The sequence below is a fragment of the Streptomyces sp. NBC_00234 genome (genome assembly GCF_036195325.1).
Taxonomy (GTDB): domain Bacteria; phylum Actinomycetota; class Actinomycetes; order Streptomycetales; family Streptomycetaceae; genus Streptomyces.
On record NZ_CP108101.1, the window covers coordinates 5,411,973 to 5,431,671 of the forward strand.

Here is a 19,699-nt window from a genome sequence, read left to right on the forward strand (position 1 = left end):
TGTCTTGCGGCCTGAGCGGGGACCGCGGCTCCCCGTTCGCCGTGCCTCTCCTCAGTCGGCATCCAGGGTGATCCCGGAGAGGGCCGCCATCGCCTGCAGGAAGGCGTCGGTGCCGCGCAGGCTGTCCACGCCGTTCTCGTAGGCAGTGGTTCTGCGTCCGTAGTCTTCGGCCAGGTCCTGGACGAGTGGGCGGATGTCGGCGTGGGAAGCGACCATGATCGAGTCGTACTGGCCGACGTCGGACCCGATGGTCAGGTCGACGAGGATCTCTCTCCCGGCGATGACGCTGGGCAGGCTCGGCCGCTCCGCGCCGCGTAGGGCGCTGACCAAGGACGCGTGGCGGTCCGGCCCGGGTTCGACCGCGAACACCGTGATCTCGGACGACGCGTCGAGGAGCACCGCGTGCAGCATGCGGATGAGGTCGCGTGGAGTGTTCAGTCGGAACAGACCGGCGCGCTGGGCGTCCTCCACGCGCCAGGAGTCCAGTCCTGGACGGAACCCGTGCGTGGAACATGCGGGAACGAAGCCCTTGTCGCGTGACGCGAAAGTCGGCTCCTCGGCGTCGACTTCGTACTCCCAGTCGACGAGAGCGGGCTTCTGCGCCAGAAATCGTTCGGCGTCGTCCCGGTAGTAGGCGGGGATCGCGTATCGGGTCAGTCCCCGGGTGAACCGCCAGAGCAGGCCCACGTAGACGGCTACTTCCTCCATGTTGTTGTTGTTCACGGCGTATTCGGAGAAGGGCGTCGGCCCTTCCGGCCAGCCCTGAAACAGGCCGGGCCAGTGCCGGGTCACGGAGGGCTGCTCGCCGGGGAGGTAACGATGGACGTTCACGCCGCTCGTGCGGACGTGCTCAAAAGTGAGGGGCTGCACGGCGCGAGCGTAGGGCCATACGGACTGCGGCACTCAACCCCCGGGTGTCCGGGGGAAGACGACCGCACCCGGTCCGTCATGGACGCCGTTGGAGGCGGCCTACGGACCGGGTGCGGTCAGGATGACCGGGCGGTCGTAGAGACCGCAGGTCGAAAGGCTTGATCGGAGATCAGGCCTTCTTGGTCTCCTAGTAATAGGCCAGGTCGGTGACCTGCGAGGACCTTCACCGTGGGCCGCTGACCTGGCCTTTTGCCGTTGGTAAGCGATGGGATGCGACGGTCCTGATCGGGTGTCTTGCGGACTGTGTGCGGACTGCTGCCCGCTCGCAGTTAGCAGCGCTCCTGATTACATCGACGGACACGAGCCGTGCCGCCAAGCGGTGCCGCTGCTGCGCCGCCTGGCCATGTCCCTACGGCTGGCGTTGCCAGCATCTGCGGTTCTTATCATCGCTAATCGGGACGTAATTCGCTAAGTGGATAAAAGCACCCGAATGGCTGAGGGACTCCAAAAACCCCATACGTCCGCACCGTCCCACGGCTAGCATTACGCCCCTACATGCGGCACAAGCACCATGGCAGTGGAGTCGGCATGACCGTCACAGATGACCAATCCTTCGATGCAGAACTCCCGAAGAGTGGGGGCGAGCGGCGAAATTCGGAGGAAAAGCTCTCTCTGCTGACCTACGCCGACTTGGCCAAGGCTGCTACGAAGATGCAAGCTGGTGCAACTAAGACGAAAGCTGGCTGGGAGAACCTGCGAGCTTTGATTGCTCGGCTCCAAGGTGAGAACGAAGGTGCGCTAGACCCTACCCAGGGGGATTTGTGGGGCATCAAAGGGCTTCGCCTCTGCGGGTTTCAGGGAACTGCATCCGAAATCTCCGTGGAGATCGATCCCTCTCCTGGTATCAGCATCTATCACGGGCCGAATGGATCTGGTAAGTCCACCATTTCTGATGGAATCCGAACCGCTCTCTCAGGAAAAACTGGGTGGTGGGCTGATGTAGCCGCGCCGACAGGGCGAAGTAAATTTGATCCCCTCTGGGAAAAGATCAATAGAGCGCGTGACAGTGTGCAATCTTGGGCAGAAGTCACCCTTGTGCGCAACAGCGAAGAGTTGATCCTGCGTTGCGTGCTCACTGACAACGGTGACGTTAGCGATGCCTATGGAGAATGGACAACCTCGTCTGGCGAAGTTTGCCGTGTTGACATGGGAAGCACATGGCGTCATGCCCTCGAAGGGCATCCGCCAGTCTTTTCGTACGCCGAGGTGGAGCGGCGCGTTCAGCAAAGTAATGATCTGCAGCGCTATATCGCCAATCTCCTTGCGTTGGGAGGAGCGTTTACGCACCTAGAGGCACTAGTTTTGGAGTTGAGTGAAACCGCTTCGGCGAGTAAAAAGAAGATCGATGCTGCTCTCAAGGATGGCAAAGGACGAGTCGCCGAGGTTGACCGCCGTTTCCGTCTCGGTGAACCGGCGGTCGATATTGGGGACATTTGCTGGCCAGTCATTAGCGAAAATATTGAAGACTGGCTGACTCGGCATAACCTTGTGGACGTTGGGTCCCCTACAGTTGAAGTCACGAACTCCGACGTAGACCGCCTGTGGCGGGCATTGTCGGCAGTAGACGCCGCCTTCCAGAAGCTGGAAAGCGCCCCTGAGCTGACTAGTCCGAGAATCGCCCAGCATTTGGATGCGCTTTATAGGGATGCCGTGGAGATTGCTCCAGTTAGCCCTATGTGCCCAGTTTGCAATTCGTCAGTTGCTAACTGGGTAGAAACCTTGCAGGGAAACGTGGAGCGGCATGCTGTGCTGTCACCGATCCACGAAGAGGCGCGCCATTCGTTGACCGATCTAAGGGATACTTCCGTCGTAGTGAATTACGTTGCGGAAGTTCTCGCGCTGATTAAATCGTCTGAAAATAGCGACAGGGATGCTGCGGCGTCTGCAGCGACAGTTGCAGAACGCCTCCGCGCAGTGATGAATTATCACGGAAGCCGGCCCGCCCCGGAGGTGCGTGAGGGATTCCTGGCCTTGAGGAACGCCGTTACCACTTCCGGATGGCGCCAAGCGAGCAGCGCGGCAGTCGAGGCAAGCGAGATCACGCGGCAGTGGCTTCGAGAGCGTAGGGGAGCCCTCGAGGGCTTCTTGCATACCTGGCGTATGGAGCAAGAGAAAGGTAGGGAGAGTGCCCTATGGCAAGAGACCAAGAAGTGTTCAACCTCACTCGCCGACAAACTGAGAAAGGAGCGGACTGAATATTTTAAAGAAAAGGCTGATAAGCGGGTTAGGCAGTTGCTCGAAGACGTTGGAATCTATCTGGATAGAATTCACCTGACGACGGCCAGAGCTGATGTAAGCGTGAGTAATTCGAGTGGTCAAGAATTGACGCTCTCTATGTTGAGTGCCGGTCAGAGAAATGCTTTCCTGCTCGCTCCGTTGCTCTCTACTGCAGAGTCGGGACCCTTTTCGTTCCTGATCCTGGATGACCCGGTTCACGCGTTTGATGAGATCCGAGTTGACCGTCTGGCCTCCGTTTTGGTCGATCTCAGTTCCGAGCGACGGATTATTGTATTCACCCACGATGAACGGTTGAAGCAACACCTCCTTGCCCGGGCAGCGAACGGTCAAGCCTGGCGGGTAAGCCGTGATGTCGAGAAGGGGGAAATTAGCATCGAGTCAACGGACGAGATGTGGAGAGTCTTGCTGGATGATGCAGATAACATCGTGCAGTGGGCTCCCCGGTCGTCGCCTACGACTTACTTGACTGAATCTCAGGTTGTTAGGGGACTGTGTCGGCAGGCTGTCGATCACGCTCTACATTCCTGCGTCGTCCGCTACTCGCTGGCACAGAAGAAGGATGTGACGCACAACGTTTCGTCTCTTGATGTGCTTGATAATACCGTCAAGAGGGTGGCATTTGTGGAAGGGGTGATAAATCAGACCCATGATGGCAGGAATCCGATCGATGAGTTCAATAGAATTTGTGGGCATTACCTGCGTGGCTGGAACAAGGCAATTCACGGATCTGACGACGTCAAGGCGAACCTAACCCAGGAGGTCGAGAAGGCTCGGGAGGCTTGCGCAGTGATCACTGCTTGGAATTTCTCATGAAACTCGATACTGCATCTCGGCGTCGCATTGAAGTGTTTGAGCTGAGGCTGCGCATTGAGCTGGCCACCATTGAGGCTTACCATCGGGTTTGTCAACCAGAAAGCCCGCTTTTGTATATCAATAACGTGCCTGGCCGGATTTCTATCGTCATCGGACTAGTGCCTCCAGAGGAAGTTACGGAAGCGGCCGGGCTGGTGCGATTGGTCAGGCATGTCTATGGTCGAGCATCGGATATTTTGCACGGCAGGTCGAGCATGTTGGATGCTCCAGACGTGATAATTGATGAATGGCGGAGCATCGTTGAGCGGTTGGAGGATCTAACCGGTGTGCGGTCAAATGCGAGTTCGCGCTAAAGATATTTGTATGCCGCGTTTCCCCTGACTCAATGTACGCGTTCACCGTGGTCGATAAGCGTTCGTAAGAAGGGTCAGGCATCTCTACTGCCAGCCGTTAAGGGAAACCTCTAGGCCCCCCGTGAAGTATCGGTGGAGGGCGCTTGCGGTGGTGTCCACGAACTCTTCGGGAATGGCGTTGGCGTGGACCCAGCGGACCTGAGAGTGCTTACGGGGTTCGCGGTTTTCGGGTTCGCCGGTCCACTCGTGGGCGGTGAAGACGACGGTGAGGAAGCCGTTGGGGGCTTCGACGCCCCAGGCGCCGTGGATGATGTGGGCGACCTTGAGAGACTCGGGCTTCACGGTGAGGCCGGTCTCCTCATAGAGTTCGCGGACCGCAGTCTCGGTGATGGGCTCGCCGGGTTCGCTCTTGCCGACCGGCAGGTCCCACATACCTTGGGCGAACTTGGCGTTCTCGCTGCGTTTGAGTAGGACGACGCGGTTGGTGGCCCTGTCGTGGACGATGACCGCAGCGACCAGCAGGGTCATCGATTCGAGCGCCGGCTTGAGGGCCTTCGGCTGGTCGCCGGTCTGCTGGGGCATGGGGGTCCCTTCATACATAGGACTGATTGTCGAGCGAGGGCTCCGAGGGGCCGCCGTAGCACTTCCGCAGAAGAGATCAGTTCGGAAGGTTCGCCGACCTGTCTGTGCTCGGTGGCACGAGATCAACGTGCGGGAGGCTGCGCCACGGTTGATCCATCCGCAGGCTGCGTCCGTCAGGAGCGATTGCTTCGATGCTGTTGCCAGAGCCGTGCGGCGTTGAGCAAGTTCATTGTCCAGTCGTCTGGAGCGGAGCCCGCGATCTCCTCCCAGAGGTTCGCGCTGGCGTCAGCGAAGGCGTCCACTGCTCGGGATGGTGCCAATGCCCAGGCGGGAAGAAACGCGACCGTCTCCTCTGCGGCAGAAGGCGTGTGGCCAGCCGCGATGAGCCAGATGACCCAGTGGGCGGGATCCAACCAGGCGGCTCCGCGGGTGGCCCAGCCCCAGTCGACGAGGTGGGCGCGGTCGTGGGTGATGAGAACGTTGTGGTTGTTCCAGTCAGTGTGAAGCAGCGCGTTTCCTGCGAAAGCTTTCGCGTCGGCGGGATCGGCGACGTAGCCAGCCAGGCGTTGTTCGGCGTGCCGGAGTTCGATGTCAGGGCAAGGGAGAGAGGAGAGCTCTCTGAGGGCCCCGGTCACTTTGGGCAAGTCGGGGGAGCCTGGGGAGTAGTCGGCATGGCGGCCGTCGATGGCCTCAAAGCCAAGGAGATCCCAGCCGCCGGCGATGGCATGGAAATGCATGCGCGGGGCGAGCGGGGTCACGTACGGGTTGATGTCTGCCTCGCGTTGCTGCGTCCAGACCCAGCGATGGTCGGAGCGCAGGCCCTTGAGGAAGACGACTCCGCCGGCGGTGTGCGCGAGCGCGGAGAGGGAGCTGTTAAGACCGGTGCTGACCTCTTCGATCCTGAGAATCGAGCCGATCTCGGCTTCGATGGCGGTACGAGCGCCAGAGGGGAGACTGCCGAAGGTGATGGAGGGTGCGGGCATGGCCGTCAGGTTTCCAGATCTAAGCGCCAACAGGGGCCTCCGGCGCGAGGTGCCGCCGAAAGCCCCTGAAGGGATGGTCAGTTGTACGGGTTGTCGTCCCCGCAGCCGGGCGTGGTGGCCGCAGCGAAGGCGTCCACGTCGTCGATGAGGATGATCTCCGCATCAGGCTCGGACAGCGGGCGGATGGGGGCGATCTCGACTGCTACGGCGGTCATGGTTCAGCTCCTTGTAGTCGCGTGTTGGCAGTACCTGTCCAGTGGTGCCTTCGCCTCCTGGTAGACCTTGGCCAGCGGCCGGCAGACCCGGCAGGTGCCGGAGAGCTGGCAGCCGGTGCAGCCACCGGTGCGAAGCATCAGAGAGTCGGCGATGCCGCCAAGGCGGCTCAGGCCCTCGACTCCCGTTGTCATGAGGGGGATCACTTCGTCACGGCCAACCTTGCAGATGGTCGCCATGCCGTGCGGGTCGACGTGGAAGAAGGTGTGGCCGGCGTTGCAGCCGTTGAAGGGTTCGCGATCTGCGAGGTGGTCCGGGGCCTGGGTGGCGAGGGTTTCCGCGCCGCCGTAGATGGTCGGCGACATGTGGGTGTACTCGCGGTACGGCAGGTCGTAGCGGCCGGCGAAGGCGCGCATCTGGTCGGCCTCATGGGCGTTGTGCCGGGTGATGATCAAGGCGAGGTCGAGGGGCAGCCCAGCTTCGTGGGCTGCATCGAGTCCTTTGACGAACATGCGGTACGCGCCCCGGCGCCGGGTCAGTCCGTCGTAGGACTCTGCTGTGGCCCCGTACAGGCTGAGTGTGATCCGGTTCGGCCTCAAGCGAGTCAGCAGGGCGAGGTTCTTCGGTGCGGCAAGACGCGAGCCATTGGTGAGGATCTCGACCATCATGCCCAGCTCGTACGCCAGCCGGTACGTCTCGGGGAACAGCTTGTCGATCATCGGCTCACCGCCTGTGAGCTGGAGCCAAAGCACTCCCGAGTCCCTAATGGCGTGCAGCAGGCGCTCACGCTCGGGCCACTCCAGGCCGGCGAATTGCTTCAGGCCGAGGTAGCAGTGTTCGCAGTCGTAGTTGCAGCCGAGGTTCAGCTCGTAGGAGGCGCGTCCGTATGCATACGGAGAGCGGGGGCGAACCAGCACAGTTTCATTGAGGCGTCGGTCGTTGAGATCGATCTTCCAAGCCTGACGGGCCACGTCGGCCAGCCACGCGGGTACTGCTGAGGTACCCGATGCGGTGTGCAGTTCGTCGTATAAGTGAGCGGGAAGGCGTGCTGCCTTCGGGTTGCCCGGCCGTACGAGGAGGTGGTGGTCGAGGTACGGGGCAGCGATCAGCTCGTGCATACGGACTCCTCGCTCGGGCTGCTGAGGATCAGGCGGGCCCAGACGGTCTTGCCGATCGGGTGGCGGTTGTGGTGGCCGGTTTCTTCAGAGAGCGCTGCGACGAGAAGCAGGCCCCTGCCGCCTTCGTCGTCCTCCCCGGCCTGGGTGGGGCGGGGAGGGGTGCGGCCAGCATCGGAGACTTCGACCAGGCAGTGTGGACCGTCAACAGTCAGCCGAACTTCGAAGAGGTGCCCTCGTCTGCCGCCGTGCTGGACGGCATTGGCGGAGAGCTCTCCGCAGACGAGGACCACCAGGTCGATGTCCTCCTGGTCGTATCCCCAGCTCGCGAGCGTCTTGGAGACGAGGGCGCGGGCCAGGGGCACGCACTTGCGTACCGGGCTGAACTGCATCTGCCACCGCAACGGGGTGGTCTGTCGGTCGTGCGTCGTCATCGCGTGCATCGCGTCCCCTCGTCGCGGGCGGGCTGTGGGACACAAGTTCACCGCTGCGGCGATCACAGAATCAGGTCACAGTGATTACCCAACGTGGGTAATCTCATCAGCAGTCGGTCCCATGTCAGTCCGTCCGAACGGGCGAGTGAGGGGGATGAGTGGCACGCTCTCAGGCCCACCGGGCCCTGCCGGCCGACCTGCTGGCCAGCGCGGCATGGCAGGAAGCCTGTCGCGCTCGGGACTTCGCCCGCATCTTTCGGCTGGTCAAAGTCAAGGCCGGGATCTACCCGTCGCGGATCGCCGCGCTGTGCGGCATGACGCCGAGCAGAGTCGGCGAGATCATGGCGGGGCGGCGCGGCTTGGCGCACATCGACGTGATCGAGCGCGTCTCCGACGGCCTGCGCATCCCCGGTGCGATGCTCGGCCTGGCCCACCGACCTTGGGAGATCCCTGCCCCAGCTCGCACCGAGGATAGGCCGGCCGAGCCCTCTCCTGCTGTACCGGGCGAACCTCAGCGCACCGAACCGGCAGAGGAATTGGACGACCTTCTCGCTCTGGTCGACGGCCGTGCTACCCGCTCCACCCTCACAGCCCTGCGCTCCTCGGTCCAGGACTACTGGCGGCGAGACAACGCACACGGCGGTGCGACCCTGCGGCCGGCCGTCGTGGGACACCTGCGCTATGTCGGCCGCCTCCTCGACTCTGCCGAGGGTGGCTTACGGCACGACCTCCAAGGGGTTGCGGCCGAGCTGGCACGGCTTTCCGGCTGGGCCTACTTCGACGCCCGTCAGTACAGCACCGCTCGCACCTACTTCACCCAGGCGCTCAAGCTCTCCCACACGCAAGGCGACAGCCTCTTCATGGCCAATGTGCTGTCCTGCATGAGCCTTCTGGCCACCTACGACGGCAACCCGAACGATGCCGTGGCCCTTGCATGCCGTGCCCAGGACGGGGCCCGCGCCGCCGGCGAACAGCCGCTCGTCATGTCGATGCTGCACTTGCGAGAAGCGTTCGCCCATGCCGCCCTTCGAGACGCCCAGGCTTGCCACCAGGCCGTGGATCGCTCCCGTGACCAGTACGAACGCTCACGCGGACACGAAGTCGAGGCGCCTGACTGGGTCCAGTACTTCGACGAGACGAAACTCCTCGTCGACACCGGCATCGCCTACGCGCGCCTCGGCGACCCAGCCCGCGCCGAACCCCTCATCACTGAGGGCTTACGTCGAGAAAATGCCGACCAACAGCGAGGCCGGGCCTTCCACGCATACTGGCTGGCCAGCGCCCAGCTCCAGCTGGGCAAACTCGACGAGGCATGCACCAGCGCCAGCCTCGCCCTCGACCTCGCCGCAGCCATTGACTCGCCACGAGTGAGCAGCCACGTCCAGGAACTTCACCGCCGAATGCTGCCCTACGCACGCGAAGCCCCCGTCCTCGCCTTCGAGCAACGCATGCGTGAAGCCCTCGGCTGACCCCTTACGAGCTGCCGGTCGCCTCGTCCAGCAGCAGATACAGCAAACCGACCAGGCTGCCACTGCTGACGACCTCGCGGCGGTCGATCATGCCCCGGATCTCCGAGATCGGAATCCACTCGATTCGGTCGGACTCGTTCAACTCGGTCGGTGGGCCCGCATACGAGGCTGTCTCGGCACGGAAGACGAAGTGCTCGGAGTCCGTGATGCCGTTCGCCGGTTGCGCGTACACCAGCGGCTTGACGCCCTTCACACGCCAGCCGGTCTCCTCCTCGACCTCGCGGGCAGCAGCCTGCTCCGGGGTTTCGTCGGCCTCGATGAGGCCCATCGGAAGCTCCCAGCCCCAGGTGTCGGTGATGAACCGGTGCCGCCACATCATCAGCACGCGCCTCTGGTCGTCGACCACGGCCGCTACGGCCAGGTGCCGCATCCGGACCACATGGTGTTCCCACCGCCGGCCGTCAGGCTGCTGGACGTCCACAAGCCAGAGATTCACCCATGGGTTGTTGTAGATCTGCCGCTCGCCATGGACGGTCCACTGCATGAGCCCAACTCCCTTGTTTCAGTGAAGTATCCAGCATGTCACTCTGACGAGAATCCGTCCGCCAGGTTGGCGCATCATCGCCCACGCCGACGAGAGGGAGGAGTTTTGGAGTCAGCAGGCATGACCGTTGAGGTGCTCGGCCCCGTAGCCATTGTGCTGCTTGCCCTTGCGGCTGCGAGTCGTCGGCTGGACGCGTTATCGAGCCGCCAGATCAGTACCTGGGCAGGGTGTTCGGCGGTGTCGAGTTCACGTCCTTCAGCGGCTGCGGTGAGAACGGAAGCTGGCGAGTGGCTGACAGCCTCTGCGCGGCGCAAGGCGGCGGTCAAGGCAGGCCACGCGGGGTCGGCCAGGATTCGGTCGACTTGGGCGGGGAGAGTCGCCCGCAGGATGCCTTCGTAGCGCGTGACGGTTTCGGCGGGCGGGGCACGACGGATCAGTTCGGACAGTACGGGTGCAGCCTGTGCCTCGTAGGTACTGCAGAGGCGGGCGTGGGTCTGCCGGGCGGAGGCTGCTTGCTGTTGGTGATCGCGCTGCTCATGCCAGCGGGCGGCGGCGAGGGCCAGGTGGACGGTGGCGGCGAGGACGGCGATGACGAAGTCGCCCGCGCTGTTGGTGCCATAGAGGAGTTCCTGTCCTGCCTTGCGCAGGGCGTGGCCGACCTGGTGGTCTGCGCGGATCATGGACCGGTTGGCGCGATTGAATGCGCTGGCCGCGGCCTGCATCTCAGCTCGCAGCGGGCGGGGCGCATGCAGGGCTGCGGTGTGGAGGAAGTCGCCGAATGCTGCAATTTCGCCCTGAGCCTGGTGCGCGTCGCCGTTCGGGTCCGTGAGGACGGCGTGTGCAGTGCGCAGAGAGCGTTCGGCCTGGCGCCACGGATGAGCCGGTGGCGCGGTCAGCGGGGCGGCTGGCTGCGTGGTGAAGCGTTCGCGCAAGCGGTGGATCGACAGGTCAGGGGAGAGTTTGGAGCCGCCGAATTTAACCGGCACACCGGCAGCAGTGTCACCAGGGGCCGAAAGGCTGTACCCAATGACGTCACCGGTTTCGGGACCGATGCGGGTGTGGACCGTGATGCCCAGATCGGTCAAGATCGAGAAGTAGTCCTCCTCGTTGCGTGACGCCGCAGCGGCAGTGTGCGCTTGTTCGCGCAGCCAGGCGCGAGTGGTCACTGCACGGCCCTGGCGCTCCGCCTTGGCGCGCTCGGCACCAGCGGGAGTCTTGGGCGCGGTGGCGTCTCCCTTCTTAAGTTGGCGGAGCCCCATTTCCTTCTCGATCTTTCGGCATTCGGCTTGTGCCCTCTGCCCGCCCCGGTGGGTCCGGGGTACGCGTCCGTCGGCGCGGACGGTGGTGGCCATGATGTGGATGTGGTCTTCGGCGTGGCGTACCGCGATCCATCGGCAGGCCCGCTCGTCGCCGTCTGGGGCGATGCCCGTGGCGTGCACGACGCGGCGGGCGACTTCGGCCCACTCGGCGTCGCTGAGGTAGCGGTCGCCGGGCGCGGTGCGGACCGGGCAGTGCCAGACGTGCTGCGGTGGCTTCTTGCCGCCTAGCTCGCGTGTGCGGAGGTCGACGTGGTGGTCGAGTCGCCTGGCGAGCTGGGAGTAGGTGGCTGCCGGGTCGCGGCCGGGGTCGGGAGCGCCGGCCATGTCCCAGGCGGCGACGATGTGGGGGTTGGTGTGCTCGTCGCGGCGGCCAGGGCCGAAGAGGTAGGCGATCAGTCCGCGGCTGTCGGAGCCGGTGGAGACGTCAGGAACCATGAGCCGTGCCGTTCGCGAGGAGCTGGTCGATGAGGTGGAAGCTGTTCTGTGCTGCTTGCTCGACGCGGTCGAGAACCGTCTCGGCGCGCTCGGGCACGGTTCCTCGGTTGATGGCTGCGGTGATCTGGTTGAGGTTGCCGCCGATGCGGTTCAGTGCGACGGTGTGCGCCTCGACGGCCTCGATCAGCGGGCGGAGAGGATCGTCCTCCGGACTGCCGACCAGCCCCGCCTTGCCCTGCGCAACAGCCAGGGCCGCGTCTCCGACGAATCCGGCGAACCTCTGACCGCGCTGGTGAGCGGCGGCGCTGATCACCTGGACCGCAGTGCGCGTGAAGCGAATGGTCTTCTCCTGGTCGCGCTTCTCCACGGTGCGCTTGCGGTTCATCTGCGCGGGCAGGGCGGGGGCGTCGAGATCCCGCCAGGAGGGCTGCTCGACGAGTGGTTGGGCATCGGTAGGCGTACGGGGAGGAGCGGAGTCGGCTGCGGGCCGGCCAGAGTCCTCGGCCGCCCCCTCCTTCGGCTCGGGCGCCCCCTGGCGCTCGGCCTTGTCCTCCGCCACCCCTGGGGCGGGGGCAAGCGCGGACGAAGCCTCGTTAGAGGCTCGTTCGCTCCAGCTTGCTGCTGGTCGTCGGGTGAGCCTGAACAGCTTCCTGCGGCGGCGGGAGGTGGGGTCGTCGGCGTTCGATTCGGGCATGGTGGTGCTCCGTCAGTCGTGTGGGGTGGCCCGTCGTCGCATCCGTCGCATCCGTCGCGTGGCTGGTCAGCACAGGTACGGAGACGGAGGCAGGTACGGAGTGATCCGTAACGCCGAGGAGATCCGTCCCCGCGCTGACCTGCGCGGGGACGGATGGGACGGATTGATGCGGACCTGGTGTCAGCGAGTGGGCCTGGGGCCTGCGGGCCCTCCCGGCGGGCCGGTGGGCAGCGTCCCGGACGGAGGGGCGGGCGGCCTGCCCCGGGTCGGATGTGCCGGCACCTCGGCGGTGGGTGCCGACAGGGCGGGGTCGGGGCAGTAGCGGGCCCATGTGTCCACGAACTGGTTGCGGGCGTACGCCTTGGCCTGCCTGCCGTTCTCGAATCGGTAGTTGGCCGGGCTGATACCGAAGTCGCGCAGCAGATTCGCCAGGTGGTAGGCGTTCAGCCCCTTCGTGCCGTACTCCGCCCACGGGGCCTCGGCGTCCTGGATGAGCACGGCGAGCAGGTCCTGGCTGCGCATGGCCTCCTTGCCGGCCTCCTGGTCGAAGACGCGGCGGATGTCACGCAGCAGCCGCGTCTTCAGCGTCGTCTGCTCGTCTTGGACCACCTCGTTGCGCGTCATCGCCAGACAGGCCGCACGTGCCCGCGCGGGCCAGTGCCCGCCGGCGAGGTCGGCGACGATGACGAGCGGCTCCCATGTGTCAGCGGCGCGGTCCTCGACGGGCATCTTCGGCACCGCGCCCGCGACGGTGCCGCGCAGCGGGACCAGCCAGTCGGCCAGCCGGTCGCGCAGCGCGTGCAGTTCCGGCACGGAGTACCGCGAGCGGAACGGGGTGATCCGCTCGCCCGGCTTGCGCTTCTGCATGCGGATGACGATCGCGCGGTCCATGATCGTGTCCGGCAGGTCGCCGATACCGGCCAGCGCCGCCATCGCGAAGGTGGGGAACGCGGTTGGCTTGTGCTCCGGCCCGGAGATCCGCCAGGCTGGCCGGTTGCGCTGATGCCCGGCGTTCAGCAGGCCGCGCAGGTCCTCCTTGTCGCCCGCCTTGGGGCCGAAAATTGTGTCGGCCTCGTCCACCAGCAGCGTCGGCGGGTTCTTGCCGATGACGCGGAAGACGACCGCGGGGGAGGTGTTCACCGTCATCATCGGCTGGTGGACGGTCTCGTAGAGAACGTCCAGGAGACGGGACTTGCCGCACCCCTTGGTCGGTCCCACCACGGCAAGCCGTGGCGCGTGCTGGAGGCCGGGCTGGATGTGGGAGGCCGCGACCCAGAGGGTGACGGCGGTCAGGGCCTCGTCGCTCGGCAGCACCACGTACCGCCCGATCGCCGTGCGGAGATCGTCCAGCAGCGCGCTGCCTTCGCCTGCCGGCCCGCCGCTATCTTGGGACTCTGGTCCGCCTGGAGCAGGAACGCCTGCGCTGTCCGACGCTGTTGTCGGGGCACTAGTTTCGGCAGGTCGCGAATCGCGTGAGCTCCGGCTCGGAGCATCGGCGGGCGGGCCTCCGATGGCGGGGAGTGCTTCTCGGTCGCGAGGCAGACCCTGGCCCGGGACCGCGATCGGTGGCCAGGCAACACCGGATGCCTTCGAGGTGGCGGGGGACGTAGGGTCCTTCATAGATGTTCCTCTCAGGTGGGGGCGAGACGGGCAAGGTCTCGCCCCCGACCAGTTCGTTCAGGGATGGGCGAGGTGCAAGGGGATCTCCGGCCCTCGGCGTAGGCGCGCCGAGGGCCGTTCCTGTGTCCGGGCGGTCCGGCGGCTCATGAGGCCAGGCCCCACTCGTCTCCGCTGTCGATCAGCGCGCGCTCGTAGCGCAGCAGTTCGGCCTCGGGGTAGAGCACCCGCTTGCCGACCTTGATGCCGCGCGGCCCCTTCTTGAGCTGGCGCCAGTAGCGGACGGTGCTCTCGGCGGTGCGGTAGCGCTCGGCTACCTCGGCGGTGGTCAGGTATCGCATGCGTTCCCATTCGGCTAAGTGGTGATTCGATCTGCATAATCAGTACCTCATGATCGCCGGTTAGCCAAATCGGGAAGTCCGTGTTTCAATTTGGATAGCGACGGTCGCGATGGAGGTTCGATGGCAAACGAGAAGCCCGAGGGTGGCGAGGTGCCGCTGCTCTACAGCGAAGGCAACGTGGCGGGCCGCGTGGCCCTGGAGCGCGAGGTCAGAGGGTGGAGCACGACCGAGCTGGCCGAACGGGTGACCAGAGCCGGCGTGAAGATGAACCAGACGGCCGTCTGGCGCATCGAGAACGGCTCACCCCGTCGCCGGATCAACCTCGACGAGGCGCTCGCCTTCTCCCGCGTCTTCGAGCTCCCCCTCGAAGAACTGATGTCGCCGCCCCTCGAAGGGCTCGACGTCGACAGCCGACGGCTCGTCCAGGAAGCCGTCGAAGCGTTCTACGAAACCCGTGACGCCCGCGACCGTCTGCACCGTGCCGTGGTCGCCGTCGCCGGCCACATCAAGGCCCACCCGGACAGCTCGCGGGCGATCCACGAGCAGTGCCTCCGCCTCATGGGGGACGAGCGAGACGCGCGCGTCCTCAGCGGCGACATCGAGGACGGGGGCCACTACTGACAACCAGCACAGAGGAGAAGCCACTTGGCGAACGTACAGAAGCGCCCCAACGGCAAATGGCGCGCCCGCTACCGTGATCTCGACGGCAAGGAGCACGCTCGCCACTTCGACCGGAAGCTCGACGCCCAGCGCTGGCTCGACGAAGTCACGACCAGCGTGGTCACCGGTCAGTACGTCGACCCGCGCGCCGGTCGCATCACGTTCCAGAAGTACGCCGAGAGGTGGCAGGGCTCGCTCATCGCGAGCGAGGCGGGTGAGCGCATCACCGATAACGCGCTCCGGCTCCACCTCGTACCGGCGTTGGGCGCCCGCTCACTGGCGGCGATACGCCGTAATGACATACAGGTGCTCTTCAAGCACCTGTCCGACCAACTCGGCCCCGGCAGCGTCCGGAACGTCCACGACGTCCTCGTGCGCGTCATGACCGCGGCCGTGGACGACAAGGTCATCGCATCCACTCCGTGCCGCCGGATCACCCTTCCGGTCATGCCGGACGAGGAGGTCACTCCGCCCACCGTCGCCCAGGTGGAGGCCATGGCACGCGTGATGCCGCCGTACATCCGGGCAGCCGTCGTCGTGCTCGCAGGGTCAGGCTTGCGCATAGGTGAGTTGCTGGGCCTGAAGGTGTCGGACGTCGACTTCAAGGCCGGCAGCATTCGCGTGGAGCGGCAGCGGCTCCAGTCGGGGAAGATCGGCCCGCCGAAGACCGCGAAGTCCCGGCGTACGGTTCCGGTCGGGGAGGTCGTCACCGACGCGCTCCTCGGGCACCTCGCCGCGCGCCCCTCCACGGAGTGGCTGTTCACGATGGAGGAGGGGGAACCGCTCAACTACCGCCGCTGGAAAACCGAGTGGAATTGCGCACGTAGGGCGCTCCAGGCGGCGGAGAGCGAAGCAGCCAAGCGTGAGGGCCGCAAGCCCGTCGAGCTGCCGCACATGGTGACCCACGACCTGCGGCACTTCTACGCCTCCGCGCTCATCGCGGGCGGTGCGAGCGTCAAGCAGGTGCAGCTGGTCCTCGGCCACGCGTCCGCCGTCATCACGCTGCGGATCTACGCGCACCTGTGGCCGGGGGAAGAAGACCGCACCCGGTCCGTGATGGACGCCGTGCTCGGCGGCCTGCGGACCGGGTGCGGACCGGTAGGGAGCCTGACCGGCGAAATAGCAGGTCAGACGGCCTAACCGTAGATCAAGCCTTCTTGGTCTCCCAGAAGATGGTGTCGATCTGGGCAATGAGGTCCAGAGCCTTCTGGCCCGTCGCCGGGTCGTTCGAGCCCTTGGCCGCGGAGAGCGCCTTCAGGGTGTCGTTGACCAGCTGGTGCAGCTCCGGGTACTTCTCGAAGTGCGGGGGCTTGAAGTAGTCGCTCCAGAGCACCGAGACGTGGTGCTTCGCGAGCTCGGCACGCTGTTCCTTGATCAGAACGGCGCGCGTGCGGAAGTCCGCGTCCTCGTTGGCCTGGTACTTCTCCTGGACGGCCTTGACGGACTCCGCCTCGATGCGGGCCTGGGCCGGGTCGTACACACCGCAGGGCAGGTCGCAGTGCGCGCTGACCTTCACCTTGGGGGCAAACAGGCGGGAAAGCATTGAGCTGTCCTTCCTCGTGATCGTCTTCTCAGGTGGGACATTACTCCGTGAGACCCGGGTTTTTGCGGGTGCCCCCATGGGCTTAGGCCAAAAGTCCAGGGTGAGGATGGGACCAGTGGCCGAATGTACGGAGCGCTGCGGTGGCGGTGTACTGGAGGACGGACCGGGAGGTGCCAGGGAGATGCCGGGGCTGACACAGGGGCCGGGGCGAGGACGGTCGGCGCGCGTGAGGTTTCAGGTGGTCGAGGTGACGGGGCCGTCGATGGTGCCGACGCTCTATCACGGGGACCTGCTGCTCGTGCAGTTCGGGGCGCCGGTGCGCCCGGGGGACGTGGTGATCCTGCGGCATCCCTTCCAGCAGGACCTGCTGGTCGTGAAGCGTGCCGCCGAGCGCCGCGGGGGCGGCTGGTGGGTGCTCGGTGACAACACGTTCGCGGGCGGCGACAGCACGGACTACGGGACGGTGCCCGAGGAACTGGTGCTCGCCCGGGTGCGGGCCCGCTACCGGCCGCTGAAGCGGGATCAGAGGTCGGTGCTCGGCGTGCTGGGCTGGGCGGCGTCCGCGCTGAGGACCGTCTCCGCCGACCGCTCCGTCTCCAGGCGCTTGCGGGCCCGGTAGGCGGCCACGTTGGCCCGGGTCGCGCAGCGGTCCGAGCAGTAGCGCCGCGACCGGTTGGTCGAGGTGTCCAGGTAGGCGTTGCGGCACGGTGCGGCCTCGCACAGGCCGAGCCGGTCCACGCCGTGCGAGGTGAGGTGGAAGGCGAGGCCCATCACCGCGATCGCCGCGTAACCGGCCGTCGCGTTCGAGGGGTGGTCGGCCAGGTGCATGTGCCAGTCCGGTTTGCCGTCCTCGTCCCGGGTGTCGTGGCCGGAGATCTGCGGGCTCACCGGGAACTCCAGCAGCAGCGAGTTGAGCAAGTCCACCGCGAGCGTCTCGTCGCCGCCGTCGGCCGCCTCGAAGACCGCGCGCAGCCGCGCCCGTACGGACCGGAACCGGGTCACGTCCGCGTCGGTCGCCCGCCGGGCGGCCTGTGCGTTGGCGCCGAAGAGCTCACGGACGGCGTCGACCGAGGTGAGGGCGTCCTTGTTGCGGGCCGGCTCCTCGGTGTTGACCAGGCGCACGGCGTAGTCCGAGTAATAGGCCAGTTCCACTTGTAGTCCTTACGGCGTCGGTCTAAGGTCGATGCATCGACCAGTGTAATGGGTGGTCGCGGCAATTGGGTATTACGTGGAGGTTCGGGTGACGGAAACAGTGACGGGCGCCGACTGGCCCGCATGGCAGACGAGCTGGGACCGGCAGCAGGAGTGGTACATGCCGGACCGCGAGGAACGGTTCCGGGTGATGCTGGACATGGTCGAGGCGGTCGTGGGGCCCGAACCGCGCGTGCTCGACCTGGCGTGCGGTACGGGAAGTATTACGGACCGGCTCCTCAAGCGGTTCCCGAAGGCGACGAGTACGGGTGTCGACCTCGACCCCGCGCTGCTCGCCATCGCCCGCGGCACCTTCGACGGCGACGAGCGGGTCACCTTCGTCACCGCCGACCTCAAGGAGCCCTCCTGGGCGGAGCGGCTCCCCTTCGACTCGTACGATGCCGTCCTGACCGCCACCGCGCTGCACTGGCTGCACAGCGAGCCGCTGGCCGCACTGTACGGACGCATCGGCCAACTCGTCCGGGACGGCGGTCTGTTCATGAACGCGGACCGCATGATCGACGCCGAGACCCCCCGTATCAACGCGGCCGAGCGCGCCCACCGGCATGCCGGGATGGACCGCGCCAAGGCGGCGGGCGTCCTCGACTGGGCCGACTGGTGGGCCCTCGCCGCCCAGGACCCGGTGCTCGCGGGACCGACCGCCGAGCGGTTCGAGATCTACGGTGAGCACGCCGACGGCGACATGCCGTCCGTGCAGTGGCACGCCCGCACCCTGCGCGAGGCGGGCTTCGCGGAGGCCCGCGCGGTCTGGGCCTCCCCCTCGGACAGCCTGGTGCTCGCCGTCAAGTAGCACGGAGGCGCGGGGCGGTGCGGACCTCGGTCCGGGCCGCCCCGTTCTTCGTATCCGGACCCCTGCAACCCCACGGGCACCCCGGCGCACTGGAAGGGTGAGACGGTCCGCACTCGCGGACCCGGAGAGGGGCGGGGATGCGGATCGACGACGATGCCGCGCTGCACGCCTACGTCGAGAGCAGACGGACGGCGCTGTTCCGCAGCGCCTACCTGCTGTGCGGCGACCGGCACGAGGCCGAGGACCTGGTGCAGACGACGCTGGTCAAGGTCGTGCTGGGCGGGCGGCGTCACGGGCGCCTCGACAACATCGAGGCGTACGCGCGCAAGACCCTGGTCAACACCTTCATCGCTTCCAGGCGCCGCTTCTGGCGCCGCGAGCGGGCGTACGGCGAACTGCCCGAGAGGGCGCTCACCGCGTCCGACACGGACACCGGGCTGATGGTCAGGGCGGCGCTCGCCCGGCTCACGGCCAGGCAGCGTGCCGTGCTGGTGCTGCGCTACTGGGAGGACCTGAGCGTCGAGGCCACGGCCGCGCTGCTCGGGATGCGGGAGAACACGGTCAAGAGCCACACGGCTCGGGGGTTGGCGGCGCTGCGCGCCGAGATGGTGGAGGAGCCGGTATGAACGACGTGCAGGAGCTGCTGGGGCGGGTCGCGGACCAGGCGGGGCGGCCGGTCATCTCCACGGAAGCGGTGTACACGCGGGCCGCCAGGGTGCGGTGGCGGCGGCGCGTCACGGTCTCGGCCGCCGCGCTGGCTGTCGCCGCTGTCGGCGTGGCCGTGGTGCCGCAGGTGTCCCAGGAGGCAGGGACGCGGCAGACCTCCGTGGCGGCCCCCGCGGAGGCGGCGGGCACGAGCGGAGGGGCGCAGAAGCTGGCCGAGCTGCTGCCCGCGGACGTGGGGGCGGTCGAACAGGTCTCCTTCGCCGTTCTCCTGAAGCAGGCGGACGCCTCGCAGCGCGAGGAGAAGCCCTTGGGGCCGCTGGACGGCCACTACGCCGTCCGCAGGGACGGGGGCGTCGGCTACCTCTCCCTCGGGATCATGGACCGGGAGTACCTGGCCGCGAAGACCGGCGGGAAGGGCCTGGCCGACGACCTCTGCGAGCGGACGGCCGAGGAGCAGGCGGACCGGGCCGACTGTGTGCGCGAAGAGCTGCCGGACGGCCGGGTGCTGACCATCTGGCGCCCGGCGGTCCTCTCCGGCGACGGTGAACCGCGGTGGGGCACGGAGTTCAAGGGGCAGCTGACGCTGGGGGACGGGACGGCGCTGTCCGCCAGGGACATCACCGGCTTCACGGGGAAGGGGTCGCTGGGGCCCGTACTCGCAAGCCCGCCGCTCACCCGCGACCAGCTGCGCACGCTGATGCTGAGCCCGGAGCTGCTGCCGAAGAAGTAGCCGGACGCACGAAGGGGC

Annotated in this window: 22 protein-coding genes; 9 read left to right on the top strand and 13 right to left on the bottom strand. The window is 66.2% G+C overall.

Features of this window, described 5'->3' with window-relative positions; translation table 11 throughout:
- Nucleotides 1-51: 51 nt before the first annotated feature.
- On the bottom strand, nucleotides 52-870 hold the full coding sequence (locus OG230_RS24015) for a hypothetical protein (RefSeq protein WP_328905786.1): 819 nt from the start codon (nucleotides 868-870) through the stop codon (nucleotides 52-54).
- A 588-nt stretch (nucleotides 871-1,458) separates the two neighbouring features.
- Here OG230_RS24015 and OG230_RS24020 point away from each other — a divergent pair.
- The gene (locus OG230_RS24020; protein WP_328905787.1) at nucleotides 1,459-3,981 is read left to right on the top strand and encodes an ATP-binding protein; all 2,523 of its coding nucleotides are present in this window, start codon (nucleotides 1,459-1,461) and stop codon (nucleotides 3,979-3,981) included.
- Nucleotides 3,978-4,334, top strand: a complete 357-nt coding sequence (locus tag OG230_RS24025; protein WP_328905788.1) for a hypothetical protein — start codon at nucleotides 3,978-3,980, stop codon at nucleotides 4,332-4,334. The genes OG230_RS24020 and OG230_RS24025 overlap by 4 nt, the downstream gene beginning before the upstream one ends.
- 84 nt (nucleotides 4,335-4,418) lie before the next feature.
- Here OG230_RS24025 and OG230_RS24030 read toward each other — a convergent pair whose 3' ends face one another.
- From OG230_RS24030 to OG230_RS24050, 5 genes are all read right to left on the bottom strand, one after another.
- Nucleotides 4,419-4,916 carry an NUDIX domain-containing protein gene (locus OG230_RS24030; RefSeq protein ID WP_328905789.1) on the bottom strand — a complete coding sequence of 166 codons (498 nt, stop codon included), beginning with the start codon at nucleotides 4,914-4,916 and terminating at the stop codon, nucleotides 4,419-4,421.
- Between the two features lie 173 nt (nucleotides 4,917-5,089).
- A complete protein-coding gene (locus OG230_RS24035; protein ID WP_328905790.1) occupies nucleotides 5,090-5,899 on the bottom strand; it encodes an aminoglycoside phosphotransferase in 810 nt (269 codons plus the stop codon).
- 77 nt (nucleotides 5,900-5,976) lie between these two features.
- Nucleotides 5,977-6,114, bottom strand: a complete 138-nt coding sequence (locus OG230_RS24040; protein WP_190874806.1) for a hypothetical protein — start codon at nucleotides 6,112-6,114, stop codon at nucleotides 5,977-5,979.
- A 3-nt stretch (nucleotides 6,115-6,117) separates the two neighbouring features.
- A complete protein-coding gene (locus OG230_RS24045) occupies nucleotides 6,118-7,230 on the bottom strand; it encodes a radical SAM protein (RefSeq protein WP_328905791.1) in 1,113 nt (370 codons plus the stop codon).
- A complete protein-coding gene (locus OG230_RS24050; RefSeq protein ID WP_328905792.1) occupies nucleotides 7,218-7,670 on the bottom strand; it encodes an ATP-binding protein in 453 nt (150 codons plus the stop codon). The genes OG230_RS24045 and OG230_RS24050 overlap by 13 nt, the downstream gene beginning before the upstream one ends.
- Nucleotides 7,671-7,819: 149 nt before the next feature.
- Between OG230_RS24050 and OG230_RS24055 the strand changes: the two genes are divergently transcribed.
- Nucleotides 7,820-9,130: a hypothetical protein gene (locus tag OG230_RS24055; protein ID WP_328905793.1), complete on the top strand. Its 1,311-nt coding sequence runs from the start codon at nucleotides 7,820-7,822 to the stop codon at nucleotides 9,128-9,130.
- 4 nt (nucleotides 9,131-9,134) lie between these two features.
- Here OG230_RS24055 and OG230_RS24060 read toward each other — a convergent pair whose 3' ends face one another.
- The 5 genes from OG230_RS24060 to OG230_RS24080 form a co-directional block, all read right to left on the bottom strand.
- Nucleotides 9,135-9,674 (bottom strand): NUDIX hydrolase, encoded by a 540-nt coding sequence (locus OG230_RS24060; RefSeq protein ID WP_328905794.1) that lies wholly within the window; start codon nucleotides 9,672-9,674, stop codon nucleotides 9,135-9,137.
- Nucleotides 9,675-9,748: 74 nt separating this feature from the next.
- On the bottom strand, nucleotides 9,749-11,428 hold the full coding sequence (locus tag OG230_RS24065; protein ID WP_328905795.1) for a relaxase/mobilization nuclease domain-containing protein: 1,680 nt from the start codon (nucleotides 11,426-11,428) through the stop codon (nucleotides 9,749-9,751).
- Nucleotides 11,418-11,987 (bottom strand): hypothetical protein, encoded by a 570-nt coding sequence (locus OG230_RS24070; protein WP_328911513.1) that lies wholly within the window; start codon nucleotides 11,985-11,987, stop codon nucleotides 11,418-11,420. The genes OG230_RS24065 and OG230_RS24070 overlap by 11 nt, the downstream gene beginning before the upstream one ends.
- A gap of 315 nt (nucleotides 11,988-12,302) precedes the next feature.
- A complete protein-coding gene (locus OG230_RS24075; protein ID WP_328905796.1) occupies nucleotides 12,303-13,742 on the bottom strand; it encodes a DUF3631 domain-containing protein in 1,440 nt (479 codons plus the stop codon).
- 143 nt (nucleotides 13,743-13,885) lie between these two features.
- Complete coding sequence (locus OG230_RS24080; protein WP_328905797.1) at nucleotides 13,886-14,080, bottom strand: helix-turn-helix transcriptional regulator; 195 nt, start codon at nucleotides 14,078-14,080, stop codon at nucleotides 13,886-13,888.
- A gap of 120 nt (nucleotides 14,081-14,200) precedes the next feature.
- Here OG230_RS24080 and OG230_RS24085 point away from each other — a divergent pair, with 120 nt between their 5' ends.
- Both OG230_RS24085 and OG230_RS24090 read left to right on the top strand, forming a co-directional pair.
- A complete protein-coding gene (locus OG230_RS24085) occupies nucleotides 14,201-14,701 on the top strand; it encodes a helix-turn-helix transcriptional regulator (protein WP_328905798.1) in 501 nt (166 codons plus the stop codon).
- Nucleotides 14,702-14,725: 24 nt separating this feature from the next.
- Complete coding sequence (locus OG230_RS24090) at nucleotides 14,726-15,880, top strand: tyrosine-type recombinase/integrase (RefSeq protein WP_328905799.1); 1,155 nt, start codon at nucleotides 14,726-14,728, stop codon at nucleotides 15,878-15,880.
- A gap of 7 nt (nucleotides 15,881-15,887) precedes the next feature.
- Here OG230_RS24090 and sodN read toward each other — a convergent pair whose 3' ends face one another.
- Nucleotides 15,888-16,283: a superoxide dismutase, Ni gene (sodN, locus tag OG230_RS24095; RefSeq protein WP_014154121.1), complete on the bottom strand. Its 396-nt coding sequence runs from the start codon at nucleotides 16,281-16,283 to the stop codon at nucleotides 15,888-15,890.
- 181 nt (nucleotides 16,284-16,464) lie between these two features.
- Here sodN and sodX point away from each other — a divergent pair, with 181 nt between their 5' ends.
- Nucleotides 16,465-16,902, top strand: coding sequence for a nickel-type superoxide dismutase maturation protease (sodX, locus tag OG230_RS24100; protein WP_328905800.1), 438 nt, complete (start codon nucleotides 16,465-16,467; stop codon nucleotides 16,900-16,902).
- Here the strand turns inward: sodX and OG230_RS24105 are convergent.
- Complete coding sequence (locus tag OG230_RS24105) at nucleotides 16,806-17,435, bottom strand: CGNR zinc finger domain-containing protein (protein WP_328905801.1); 630 nt, start codon at nucleotides 17,433-17,435, stop codon at nucleotides 16,806-16,808. The two genes, sodX and OG230_RS24105, sit on opposite strands and share 97 nt — an antisense overlap.
- Nucleotides 17,436-17,523: 88 nt before the next feature.
- Between OG230_RS24105 and OG230_RS24110 the strand changes: the two genes are divergently transcribed.
- The 3 genes from OG230_RS24110 to OG230_RS24120 all read left to right on the top strand — a co-directional run bounded on the left by OG230_RS24110 (nucleotide 17,524) and on the right by OG230_RS24120 (nucleotide 19,681).
- Nucleotides 17,524-18,285: a class I SAM-dependent methyltransferase gene (locus OG230_RS24110; RefSeq protein ID WP_328905802.1), complete on the top strand. Its 762-nt coding sequence runs from the start codon at nucleotides 17,524-17,526 to the stop codon at nucleotides 18,283-18,285.
- A 137-nt stretch (nucleotides 18,286-18,422) separates the two neighbouring features.
- The gene (locus OG230_RS24115) at nucleotides 18,423-18,911 is read left to right on the top strand and encodes a SigE family RNA polymerase sigma factor (RefSeq protein WP_328905803.1); all 489 of its coding nucleotides are present in this window, start codon (nucleotides 18,423-18,425) and stop codon (nucleotides 18,909-18,911) included.
- Nucleotides 18,908-19,681: a hypothetical protein gene (locus tag OG230_RS24120; RefSeq protein ID WP_328905804.1), complete on the top strand. Its 774-nt coding sequence runs from the start codon at nucleotides 18,908-18,910 to the stop codon at nucleotides 19,679-19,681. The genes OG230_RS24115 and OG230_RS24120 overlap by 4 nt, the downstream gene beginning before the upstream one ends.
- The last annotated feature ends 18 nt before the right edge of the window (nucleotides 19,682-19,699 follow it).